The organism is Rheinheimera muenzenbergensis, assembly GCF_036984005.1.
In the GTDB taxonomy this organism is placed as follows: domain Bacteria; phylum Pseudomonadota; class Gammaproteobacteria; order Enterobacterales; family Alteromonadaceae; genus Alishewanella; species Alishewanella muenzenbergensis.
In genome coordinates, this window is record NZ_JALAAR010000010.1 from 44442 (window position 1) to 55978 (window position 11537).

General features: G+C 48.7%; 9 protein-coding genes. All 9 read left to right on the forward strand.

What is annotated here, in order from left to right; translation table 11 throughout:
• The first annotated feature begins 20 nt into the window (after nucleotides 1-20).
• Genes bamA through accA form a run of 9 tightly spaced genes read left to right on the forward strand, consistent with a single transcriptional unit; the run spans nucleotide 21 to nucleotide 11518 of the window.
• Nucleotides 21-2504, forward strand: coding sequence for an outer membrane protein assembly factor BamA (gene bamA / locus MN202_RS12505; protein WP_335736464.1), 2484 nt, complete (start codon nucleotides 21-23; stop codon nucleotides 2502-2504).
• A gap of 23 nt (nucleotides 2505-2527) precedes the next feature.
• The gene (locus MN202_RS12510) at nucleotides 2528-3046 is read left to right on the forward strand and encodes an OmpH/Skp family outer membrane protein (protein ID WP_335736465.1); all 519 of its coding nucleotides are present in this window, start codon (nucleotides 2528-2530) and stop codon (nucleotides 3044-3046) included.
• On the forward strand, nucleotides 3046-4110 hold the full coding sequence (gene lpxD, locus MN202_RS12515) for a UDP-3-O-(3-hydroxymyristoyl)glucosamine N-acyltransferase (RefSeq protein WP_335736466.1): 1065 nt from the start codon (nucleotides 3046-3048) through the stop codon (nucleotides 4108-4110). Before MN202_RS12510 ends, lpxD begins: the two co-directional genes overlap by 1 nt.
• A gap of 2 nt (nucleotides 4111-4112) precedes the next feature.
• Nucleotides 4113-4565: a 3-hydroxyacyl-ACP dehydratase FabZ gene (gene fabZ, locus MN202_RS12520; protein WP_335736467.1), complete on the forward strand. Its 453-nt coding sequence runs from the start codon at nucleotides 4113-4115 to the stop codon at nucleotides 4563-4565.
• On the forward strand, nucleotides 4546-5337 hold the full coding sequence (lpxA, locus tag MN202_RS12525; protein ID WP_335736468.1) for an acyl-ACP--UDP-N-acetylglucosamine O-acyltransferase: 792 nt from the start codon (nucleotides 4546-4548) through the stop codon (nucleotides 5335-5337). The genes fabZ and lpxA overlap by 20 nt, the downstream gene beginning before the upstream one ends.
• Nucleotides 5337-6500, forward strand: a complete 1164-nt coding sequence (gene lpxB / locus MN202_RS12530; protein WP_335736469.1) for a lipid-A-disaccharide synthase — start codon at nucleotides 5337-5339, stop codon at nucleotides 6498-6500. The genes lpxA and lpxB overlap by 1 nt, the downstream gene beginning before the upstream one ends.
• Nucleotides 6478-7077, forward strand: coding sequence for a ribonuclease HII (gene rnhB / locus MN202_RS12535; protein WP_335736470.1), 600 nt, complete (start codon nucleotides 6478-6480; stop codon nucleotides 7075-7077). The genes lpxB and rnhB overlap by 23 nt, the downstream gene beginning before the upstream one ends.
• A complete protein-coding gene (gene dnaE, locus MN202_RS12540) occupies nucleotides 7074-10544 on the forward strand; it encodes a DNA polymerase III subunit alpha (RefSeq protein WP_335736471.1) in 3471 nt (1156 codons plus the stop codon). The genes rnhB and dnaE overlap by 4 nt, the downstream gene beginning before the upstream one ends.
• A gap of 17 nt (nucleotides 10545-10561) precedes the next feature.
• Complete coding sequence (gene accA / locus MN202_RS12545) at nucleotides 10562-11518, forward strand: acetyl-CoA carboxylase carboxyl transferase subunit alpha (RefSeq protein ID WP_335736472.1); 957 nt, start codon at nucleotides 10562-10564, stop codon at nucleotides 11516-11518.
• Nucleotides 11519-11537 lie beyond the last annotated feature (19 nt).

Genomic DNA, 11537 nt, shown 5'->3' on the forward strand with positions numbered 1-11537 from the left:
AATCATAAGTAGTTCAAATAATGACAATTAAACGATTAGTAGCTGCGATGTTGCTTGCTACAAGCAGTAACTCGGTGCTCGCTGAAGAATCCTTTACGGTTCAGGATATACAGGTCGAAGGCCTGCAACGTGTCGCTTTGGGCGCTGCGCTGAATAACTTACCTTTTACCGTTGGCGATACGGTAACTGATTACAGCTTGTCGCGCAGTATTCGCGCCCTGTATTCCGCTGGTCATTTTGATGATATTAAAGTGTATCGCGACGGTAATACCGTGATCTTCCGCGTGCGCGAGCGGCCAACTATTAATGCCATTGAATTTGATGGCAATAAAGATATAAAAGAAGAGCAGCTGCTGGAAAGTTTGTCCGGTTACAAAGTTGAAACAGGCGAGCCGCTGGATAAAACGGTATTAAAAAGTATTGAGAATGGCCTGGTCGAATTTTATCACGGTGTCGGTAAATATCAGGCTGAAGTAAACATGGACGTTACCTATCTGCCACGTAACAGGGTAGATCTGAAAGTTAAGTTTGAAGAGGGTGACGCCGCTTCAGTCAGACAGATTAATATTGTTGGCAATAAACTGTTTTCTGATGAAGAACTATTGAAAAACATCGAGTCGCTACAAGACTTACCCTGGTGGCGTTTTATGTCATCAGACCGTTATCAGAAGCAAACTTTGCAGGGCGATATTGAAAAAATAACCAGCTATTATCTGGACCGTGGCTATCTGCGTTTTAATATTGACTCGTCCCAGGTTTCGGTGAGCCCGGACAAAACGTCGGTTTACGTGACGCTTAATGTGACAGAAGGTGAGCAATATACGATAAACGGCGTGAAGTTTGTCGGTGATTTAATCGGCCAGGATGAGTTTATTAACCAGGTTTTACCTATTAAAAACGGCCAGTTGTACAATGGTGCTCTGGTTACCTATACCGAAGAAAGCATCTCAAAATTATTAGCCCGTTTTGGCTATGCCAACTCTAAAGTTCGTACTATCCCGAAAATTAATGATGACAACAAAGACGTTGAGCTGACCATCAGTGTTGAACCTGGCAAACGTGTTTATGTGCGCCGTATAGCTGTATCGGGCAATGCCAATACTAAAGATGAAGTCGTGCGCCGTGAGCTACGGCAAATGGAAGGTGCCTGGTTATCAAACGATGCACTGGAGCTCTCTAAGCAGCGTATTCAGCGTTTACCCTATATCGAATCAGTAGAGTTTGAAACCCTGCCAGTGGCCGGTATCGATGATCTGGTTGATGTTGGCTTTAACATTAAAGAACAACCGTCGGGCAGCTTTAATGCCGGTATTTCGTATGGCAACTATATGGGATTATCATTCCAGGTTGGCGTGCAGCAGGAAAACTTCTTTGGTTCAGGTAACAGTGCCGGTATTAACCTCAGTACGAATAAATACCAGAAGTCACTAAGTTTAAGTTATACCGACCCCTATTTTACGCTTGATGGTATCAGCCTCGGCGGCCAGTTGTTTTACTCCGATCTGGATTACAGCAGCGCCTCTTCTAACCTCGAAGCTTATAACTATACCCGTTATGGTGCGGGGGCCAGCATCGGTTATCCGATTAATGAGTATAACCGGCTGAATTTTGGTGCAAATTATGTAGTAAACAAGATTAATTCTATTCAGGAATATGATCAGTTGCGCCATTTCCGCGCGGTGTTGTTAGATGCGCAAAACCCGGATGGTGGCTATAGGTTTACCAACTATGAATTGTCGGCTGGTTGGGTGCGAAGCACGTTAAACCGCGGTTTGTTTCCAACGGCTGGTCATTATCTCGGTGCAACGGTTAAAGCCACCACACCCAACTCAGATTTGAAATACTATAAAATGGTATTTGAAGCCCGCAACTATATTCCGCTGAGCAACGATCACAGCTGGTCGTTCCTCAGTAAGGTAGAATTGGGTTATGGCAACGGTTATGGTAGCGATGAAGGCTATGATTTTACCCTGCCGTTTACCGAAAACTTTAATGCAGGTGGTAGCAACCTGCGTGGTTTTGAAAGCCGTATTATCGGGCCGCATGCGATATTCCGCAGCGCAGACTCGGTGCCGGGCTTACCAGGCAGCGGCCAAAGTGGCTTCCCAACCGGACCTGAAGATGACCATTACCAGGTATCTCAGCGTTCTATTGGCGGTAATGCTATGGCTGTGGCGACATTGGAGCTTATTACACCCACCCCATTTTTAAGTGACGATTATCGAAATTCCGTGCGCACCAGTATTTTTGTCGATGCCGGTAATGTCTGGGATACTGAATTTGATATAGACCGTTATGCCGGCCTGACCCAACTGCAAAATGGTCAACGTCAACCAGGCCTGATTGATTATGCCGATCCGGGGTTGATTCGCGCTACAGCTGGTGTATCTTTGCAGTGGATTTCGCCCATGGGCCCGCTAACCTTCAGCCTGGCGAAAATTATTAAAAAGCAGGAAGGTGATTTGCAGGAAAACTTCAGTTTTAATATTGGTACAACTTTCTAGATTAGAAAAATAGGGAACAAAAGATGTTAAATACAAAAGTAGTAAAATGTGCTCTGGTGTTGCTAGCTGGCTTACTGGTAGCGGGCAACGCAGCTGCCAAAGAAATGAAAATTGCTTATGTTGATGTGCAGGCTGTCGCGGCTAAAATCCCACAATCTGCTGCTCTGCAGGAAACCATTCGCAGTGAATTTGCCCAGCGCGTTGAAGCGGTAAATAAGCTGGAAAAAGATATTAACTTTAATATCGAAAAGTTACGCCGCGATGGCCCGACTATGAGCACTGAGCAGCAAGACAGCTTAAAAACTACTCTGACGACACAACGTCAACAATACGAGCAACTGGCGCGGCCCCTGGATGAAGAAATCCGCAACCGTCAGGCCGAAGAGCGTAATAAAATTTTAGCTCTGATCAAAACCGCAATTGATGTTGTTGCCGAGCGGGAAAAATTTGATCTGGTGTTAAACTCTGGCGCTGCCGTGTATGCCAAACCAGAATATGATATCTCTGAAGCTGTTGCGACCCAGGTTAGCAAAGCAAAATAATGACGGCGTGCACTTTAGCTTATTTGGCTGAGCAACTTGATGCTCAGCTGCAAGGCGATGCTGCATGCAGCATCGTTGCTGTTGCCACGCTGGAAAATGCTGGCAGCGGCCAGATTAGTTTTTTAGCTAACAGCAAGTATCGTAAGTTTTTAAGCCTAACCAATGCTTCCGCTGTGTTAATTACCTCAGCAGATTTACCCTTTGTGCCCCCAGGCGTCAGTTCATTAATAGTCAAAGACCCTTATGTCGCCTTTGCCCGGGTTGCACAGTGGCTGGACTCAACTCCTGCCGCAGCGATAGCTATCGATCCCACAGCTGTTATTGATCCCTCTGCAATCTTAGGTACGGGCGTAGCAGTGGCTGCTAATGCTGTTATCTCAGCCGGTGTAGTGCTGGAAGATAACGTCCAGGTAGGCGCCGGTTGCTTTGTCGGCCAAGGTACCCGCATTGGTAAAGACAGCCGTTTGTGGGCCAATGTTAGTGTGTATCATAACGTACAACTGGGTGAGCGCTGCATAGTGCACAGTGGCGCAGTCATTGGCTCTGATGGCTTTGGCTTTGCCAATGAGCGCGGACGCTGGATTAAAATTCCGCAAACCGGCACTGTGCTGATTGGCAATGATTGTGAAATAGGGGCCAGTACTACTATCGATCGGGGCGCAATAGAAGATACCCGGATTGGCAATAACGTTATTATTGATAATCAATGCCAAATTGCGCATAACGTGCAAATTGGCGATCATACCGCTATTGCCGGCTGTACTGTTATCGCCGGCAGTACTAAAATTGGTCGTTACTGCATTATTGGCGGTGCAGTGTGTATCAATGGCCACATAGACATTTGTGATGGGGTAAATATCACAGGTATGGCTATGATAACCAAGTCAATTGCTGAAAAAGGCGTATACTCGTCAGGATTTCCGGCCACAACTAATGTTGAGTGGCGCAAAAATACTGCAAAACTACGGCAGATTGAACAACTGTATCAACGTGTAAAGCAGCTGGAGCATCAGGTTGCAACTTTGGGTTGCACCCCGGCTGCCGATAAAATAACAGAGGACTAGCTTTGGCTAATCAATTAAACAGCCTGCAAATTCAGGAAATTATGGCTTTATTGCCACACCGGTACCCGTTTCTACTTATTGATAGAGTGCTGGACTTTACGCCAGGTGAAAGCCTGACGGCGTTGAAAAACGTGACCATCAACGAACCTATTTTCACCGGCCATTTTCCTGGCCTGCCTATCTTTCCAGGGGTGTTGATTCTGGAAGCGTTAGCACAAGCTACCGGCATTTTGGGCTTTAAAACCGTGGCCGAGCGTTCAGAAAATGAGCTGTACTTGTTTGCCGCCATTGACGATGCCCGCTTTAAAAAACCTGTAGTGCCTGGTGACACTATGATTTTAGAAGTGAAATTTTTAAAAGAACGCCGCAACATGTGGAAGTTTTACGGCGAAGCAAAAGTTGATGGCCAGGTTGTCTGCTCAGCTGAGCTGATGTGTGCCAGAAGAGAACTATAACGTGATCCATCCTACAGCAGTAATTGAAGCAAGCGCCCGGCTTGGTAGTAATGTTAAAGTCGGTCCCTTTTGCTACGTTGGCCATGATGTGGTGTTAGGCGATGACTGTGTGCTGGAATCGCATGTCGCCATTAAAGGCCCCAGCATCATTGGTAAAGGTAACCATTTTTTCCAGTTTGCCAGTATTGGTGAAGCTTGTCAGGATAAAAAATACCAAGGCGAAGCCACCCAGCTTATTGTTGGTGATTACAACGTATTTCGTGAAGGTTGCTCAGTGCATCGTGGCACGGTGCAGGATCAGGGTAAAACCATTATTGGCAGCCACAACCTGTTTATGAACAGTACTCATGTCGCGCATGACTGCGTAATTGGCAGCCATACCATTTTTGCCAGTGGCGCTCAGGCCGCCGGTCATGTGCATGTGGGTGACTGGGCCATTTTAGGTGGCATGACTGGCGTACATCAGTTTGTACATATAGGCGCACACAGCTTTTGCGGTGGTGGCTCTATCGTGCTCAAAGATGTACCACCCTACCTGATGGTGCATGGTGCGCCGTGCGTACCGGCAGGTATTAATACTGAAGGCTTAAAGCGGCGGGGTTATAGCAACGAAGCGCTGCTGGAAATCCGCCGGGCTTACAAAGAAGTGTACCGCAAAGGACAAACTGTAGCTGAAGCCTTAGCTGCGCTGGAAGATAAAGCAGCTACAGTGCCTGAGCTTAAGCTGTTTACCGACTTTATCGCCAACGCCAGCAGAGGCATAGTGCGCTGATGCCGCTGCGTAAACCGCTTAAAATAGCCATTATCGCCGGGGAACACTCCGGCGATATTTTAGGTGCCGATCTGATAACTGCACTCCAGGTCACCCATCCTGATGCCGTGTTTTATGGCATTGGCGGGCCGCGCATGCAGGCGCTGGGTTTTACCGCCCTGTTTGACATGGAAGAGTTGGCAGTAATGGGCATAGTGGAAGTGCTGGGCCGGCTGCCACGGTTGCTGCAGGTAAAACGTGAAATTCTATCTGCGTTAATGGCTGATAAGCCCGATGTGTTTATTGGTATAGACGCCCCTGATTTTAACCTGCCGGTTGAGCTGCAGTTAAAACAGGCAGGTATTAAGACAGTACATTATGTCAGCCCGTCGGTCTGGGCCTGGCGGCATAAACGCATTTTTAAAATCGCAGCAGCCACCAATATGGTGTTGTCGTTGTTACCGTTCGAAAAAGCCTTTTACGACAAATATCAGGTACCCTGCACCTTTGTCGGCCATACCATGGCCGATGCGATGCCGCTCTGTGTCGACAAAGCCGCAGCTAAAGCTGAACTGGGCTTAGATCCGGCCAAAACTGTAATCGCCATTATGCCCGGTAGCCGTACTAATGAAATCAAATTACTGGCGCCAGATTTTCTGCAGGCGGCATTATTATTACAACAGCAGCTGCCAGACTTGCAGTTTGTAACGAATATGGTTACATCGGCAAAAGCTGAACAGTTTAATCGGCTAAAGCAGCAAATAGCACCGGATTTAGTTATTCAGCAATTTACCGGCCAGGCACGGCAGGTATTGTTAGCCGCTGATGCCACCTTTATTACTTCGGGTACCGCAACATTAGAAGCCATGTTGGCTAAGTGTTTAATGGTTGTGGCCTACCGTGCCAACTGGTTAACCTATCAGATTGGTAAGCGGTTGGTGAAACTGGCACATTTTAGTCTGCCTAACTTACTGGCCGGACGCGGCATGGTACCAGAGCTGTTGCAACAGCAGGTAACGCCACAGGCATTAGTCGCCGCCATGCTGCCGCAATTAACAACATCACGCGAAGCCTTGCTATCCGAGTATTGCCGCTTGCACCAGAGCATTAAATGCGATGCCAGCGCCAAAGCGGCGCAGGCTATTTTACAGGTAGTTAAAGATGATGCAGTACCAACGCCCTGATGTTCAACTGATTTGCGGTGTCGACGAAGTTGGCCGTGGCCCTTTGATTGGTGCCGTTGTCACTGCTGCCGTGATCCTGGACCCAGCCAAACCCATTAATGGCCTGAACGACTCGAAAAAACTCAGTGAAAAGCGCCGAGCCGAGCTGGCTGAACTGATTAAGGCGCAGGCGTTATGCTGGGCATTGGGACGGGCTGAGCCACATGAAATTGACCAGTTAAATATTTTGCACGCCACTATGCTGGCGATGCGCCGTGCTGTGGCGGCATTGACGATTAAGCCAGACTGGGTGCTGGTAGATGGCAACCGCACGACAGAATTCGGCATCCCGGCGACAGCTGTGGTTAAAGGTGATGCGCTGGTACCGGAGATCAGTGCGGCGTCAATTATTGCCAAGGTCGCACGCGATGCGGAAATGCAGGCGCTGCATCAGGCCCACCCGCAATTTGGTTTTGCTGATCATAAAGGTTACCCGACCGCATTTCATCTGGCGGCGATAGCACAACACGGCGTGTTACCGCAGCACAGGCGCAGCTTTAAACCTGTGCGGCTGGTACTGGAGCAACAAGGCTTATGAGTCAACCGGCCTTTATCCATTTACGTGTACATAGCGACTTTTCGATGATTGACGGAGTCGCCAAAGTAAAACCCATTGTAAAAGCGGCGCAAAAACAAAATATGCCGGCGCTGGCGCTGACTGATCAAATGAACTTTTGCGGCCTGGTGCGTTTTTACAGTGCTGCACATGATGCCGGTATTAAGCCAATTATTGGTGTTGACTGTTACGTATTACACCCGCTGTTTGGCAGTGAAACCAGCCGTATTTTGCTATTGGCGGCTAACAATGCCGGCTATCAAAATCTGTGTAACCTGATTTCCAAAGCCTATTTACGCGGTCATGTTGATGGCAAACCGCAAATTGAACATGACTGGCTGGCAGAATTTGCCGAAGGTGTAATAGTGCTGTCGGCCGGCAAAGACGGCTTGCTGGGTAAAGCGCTGCTGAAACAAAACGAGCAGACGGTACAGCAATTGCTGCAGTTTTATCAGCAACATTTTGCTGAGCGGTTTTATCTGGAATTGACCCGTAGCGGACGTGCCGACGAAGAATTGTATATTCAGCAAGCCGTTATGCTGGCTGAACAACATGACTTACCGGTAGTTGCCACCAACGAGGTAGTATTTTTACAACCGGGTGATTTTGCCGCCCATGAAATTCGGGTGGCGATCCACGACGGCTATACGCTGGACGATAAGCGCCGGCCAAAAAACTATTCAGATCAGCAGTATTTAAAGTCAGCAGAGGAAATGCAGCAGCTATTTGCTGACTTACCCGAAGCGCTGGAAAACTCAGTTGAAATTGCCAGACGTTGTAATGTGACTATTCGTTTGGGGGAATACTTCTTACCGGCATTCCCTACCGGCGGCATGACTGATGCGGATTTTCTGGTCATGAAGTCACGTGAGGGGCTTGAAGACAGATTGCTGCAACTGTTTCCTGATGCCAGCGTCCGTGCTGATAAGAGACCGCCCTATGACGAACGCCTGCAGATTGAACTGGACGTAATTAACCAGATGGGCTTTCCCGGTTACTTTCTGGTGGTAATGGAATTTATTCAGTGGAGCAAAGACAACGACATACCGGTTGGCCCGGGCCGGGGCTCTGGTGCGGGCTCGCTGGTAGCTTATGCCCTGAAAATTACCGATCTGGATCCATTGGAATTTGACCTGCTGTTCGAGCGTTTCTTAAACCCTGAGCGGGTGTCGATGCCGGATTTTGACGTCGATTTTTGCATGGACCGGCGCGATGAAGTAATAGAACACGTTGCTGACATGTATGGCCGCGAGGCGGTATCGCAAATTATTACTTTTGGTACTATGGCGGCCAAAGCGGTAATTCGTGATGTCGGCCGGGTACTTGGCCATCCTTATGGTTTTGTCGATCGTATCTCAAAGCTGATACCCCCAACGCCAGGTATGACACTGGAGCAGGCTTTTAAAGAAGAGCCGCGTTTGCCCGAGCTGTACGAGCAGGATCAGGATGTTAAAGACCTGATTGATATGGCGCGCCAGTTAGAAGGGGTAACCCGTAACGCCGGTAAACACGCCGGTGGTGTGGTTATAGCGCCGACCAAAATTACCGATTTTTCTCCGCTGTACTGCGACGATGAGGGCAACAACCCGGTAACTCAGTTTGATAAAAACGATGTTGAATACGCCGGTCTGGTTAAGTTCGACTTTCTGGGTTTGCGTACGCTGACCATTTTACAGTGGGCAGTGAATATGGCCAATGAGCGGTTGCAGCGAGAGGGCAAGCCGCTGGTCGATGTAAACAAAATACCGCTAACCGATCGTAAGAGTTACGATGTGCTGATGAAAGCGGATACCACAGCGGTATTTCAGCTGGAATCGCGCGGTATGAAAGATCTGATCCGCCGTCTGCAACCCGACTGTTTTGAAGATATGATCGCTCTGGTGGCCTTGTTCCGGCCCGGGCCTTTGCAGTCAGGTATGGTAGATAACTTTATCGACCGTAAACGTGGCCGCGAAGCAATCTCTTACCCGGATGCCACCTGGCAGCATGACTCGTTAAAACCTATTCTGGAACCCACGTACGGCATTATCCTGTATCAGGAACAGGTTATGCAGATCGCCCAGGTGCTGTCAGGCTACTCACTTGGTGGCGCCGATTTGCTGCGCCGTGCTATGGGTAAGAAAAAGCCGGAAGAGATGGCCAAGCAGCGCGACACCTTCCAGGATGGTGCGGCAAAAAATGGTATAGATCCTGAGCTGGCGATTAAAATCTTTGACCTGGTAGAGAAATTTGCCGGTTATGGTTTTAACAAGTCGCACTCTGCCGCTTATGCGCTGGTGTCGTATCAGACGCTGTGGATGAAAGCACACTTTCCGGCTGAGTTTATGGCGGCAGTAATGTCAGCCGATATGGATAACACCGACAAAATTGTCACGCTGGTAGATGAATGCGAGCGCATGAAGCTGACGCTGATCCCGCCGGATGTTAACACCGGACTGTACAAATTTACCGTTAACCTTCAGGGTCACATTGTCTACGGTATCGGGGCCATTAAAGGCGTAGGTGAAGGGCCGATAGAGGCCATTATTGAAGCGCGGCAACAGCACGGCCAGTTTAATGATTTATTCGATTTTTGCGCCAAGGTAGATCTGAAGCGGTTGAATCGTCGCGTGATGGAAAAGCTGATTTTATCCGGCGCTATGGACCGTTTAGGCCCGCACCGGGCGGCATTGATGGCCAGCCTGGAAGAAGCGATGAAGGCCGCCGAGCAACATGCCAAAGCGCAAGCCGTGGGGCAGGATGATTTATTCGGCTTACTCAGCCCGGAGCCGGATGACGCGGCGGCTGCCTTTAAGCAAGTTGAACCCTGGCCGGATGAAGTCTGGCTGGATGGCGAGCGTGAAACTCTGGGCTTGTACCTTACCGGCCACCCCATAAACCGATATCTGGCGGAGATCCCACGTTATGTGAATTGCCGGCTGGTTGATTTGCAACCTACCCGAAAAGATCAAAGTGTCACCGTGGCTGGCTTAGTGGTTTCGGTAAGGGTAATGATCAACAAAAAAGGCCGCCGCTGGGCGATTGTCACCCTGGATGATAAATCGGCCCGGCTAGATGTGCGGTTTTTTCCTGACCTGCTGGAAAACTTCGAACAACTGTTACAAAAAGACCATATTTTAGTGATAACGGGACAGGTCAGCTTTGATGATTTTAATGGCGGCCTTACAATGACCGGCCGCGATGTTAACGAGATCACGGCAGTACGGGAAAAGTCTCTGCGATCTCTGAATATCACTGTACAATCGCAGCAAATAGACCACAATTACCTGCAAAGATTACAGCAGGTACTGGGCGAGTTTAACGCCGGTACAGTACCGGTTAAACTATGCTATCAACGCCAGGAAGGCGAAGTCACGTTACAGCTTGGAACGCAGTGGTGGGTAACGCCGGCCGATGCTCTGTTGCATCAGTTAAAGCAACTGGCAACAATAGAACTGGAATTTAATTAATTAGGTAGTGACAGTCGATGATGCTGAATTATTTAGAGTTTGAGCAACCAATTGCTGAACTTGAAGCAAAAATAGACGAATTACGTAACGTCAGCCGTAATGGTGACTACGATCTGGGCCTGGAAGAAGAGATCAACAAACTAAAAGAAAAAAGCCAGGGTTTGACCAAGAAAATCTTCTCTGAGCTCGGTGCCTGGCAAGTGGCGCAGCTGGCGCGTCATCCACTGCGGCCTTATACGCTGGATTACCTGCAGTATATGTTTACCGATTTCGACGAGCTCTGTGGTGACCGCACTTTTGCTAATGATCAGGCCATCGTTGGTGGTACCGCCCGGCTGGGTGATACTGCTGTAATGGTGATAGGTCATCAGAAAGGCCGGGATACGCGCGAAAAGATTAAGCGTAACTTTGGTATGCCACGCCCGGAAGGTTACCGTAAAGCTTTACGCTTAATGGAAATGGCTGAACGCTTTAATCTGCCGATCGTCACCTTTATTGACACGCCCGGCGCTTATCCGGGCATTGGTGCTGAAGAGCGTGGCCAATCTGAAGCTATTGCCCGCAACTTAAAAGTGATGGCAGGCTTAAAGGTGCCAATTATTTGTACTGTGATCGGTGAAGGCGGCTCTGGCGGCGCACTGGCTATTGGTGTCGGCGACAAAGTTAATATGTTGCAGTACAGCACGTATTCGGTAATTTCGCCGGAAGGCTGCGCATCCATTCTGTGGAAAAGTGCCGAAAAAGCCCCCCTGGCTGCCGAAGCCATGGGTATTACAGCCGGCCGAATTAAAGAGTTGAAACTGATTGACGAAGTAGTGCCAGAGCCACTTGGTGGTGCTCATCGTTCGCCGGAGCAAATGGCGCAAACCTTGAAGCAAGCGCTGTTAAAAGATCTGCAAAAACTGCAAAAGCTCAGCAGTAAAGAATTGCTCGATAGCCGCTATCAACGCTTAATGTCTTACGGCTATTGTTAAACCGAAAAGACAACAAAAA

Bases quoted from the DNA above. Each gene is read 5' to 3' on its own strand.
- lpxD (WP_335736466.1), top strand. From the start codon at position 3,046: ATGACGGCGTGCACTTTAGCTTATTTGGCTGAGCAACTTGATGCTCAG.
- dnaE (WP_335736471.1), top strand. From the start codon at position 7,074: ATGAGTCAACCGGCCTTTATCCATTTACGTGTACATAGCGACTTTTCG.
- accA (WP_335736472.1), top strand. From the start codon at position 10,562: ATGATGCTGAATTATTTAGAGTTTGAGCAACCAATTGCTGAACTTGAA.
- lpxB (WP_335736469.1), top strand. From the start codon at position 5,337: ATGCCGCTGCGTAAACCGCTTAAAATAGCCATTATCGCCGGGGAACAC.
- bamA (WP_335736464.1), top strand. From the start codon at position 21: ATGACAATTAAACGATTAGTAGCTGCGATGTTGCTTGCTACAAGCAGT.
- rnhB (WP_335736470.1), top strand. From the start codon at position 6,478: ATGATGCAGTACCAACGCCCTGATGTTCAACTGATTTGCGGTGTCGAC.
- MN202_RS12510 (WP_335736465.1), top strand. From the start codon at position 2,528: ATGTTAAATACAAAAGTAGTAAAATGTGCTCTGGTGTTGCTAGCTGGC.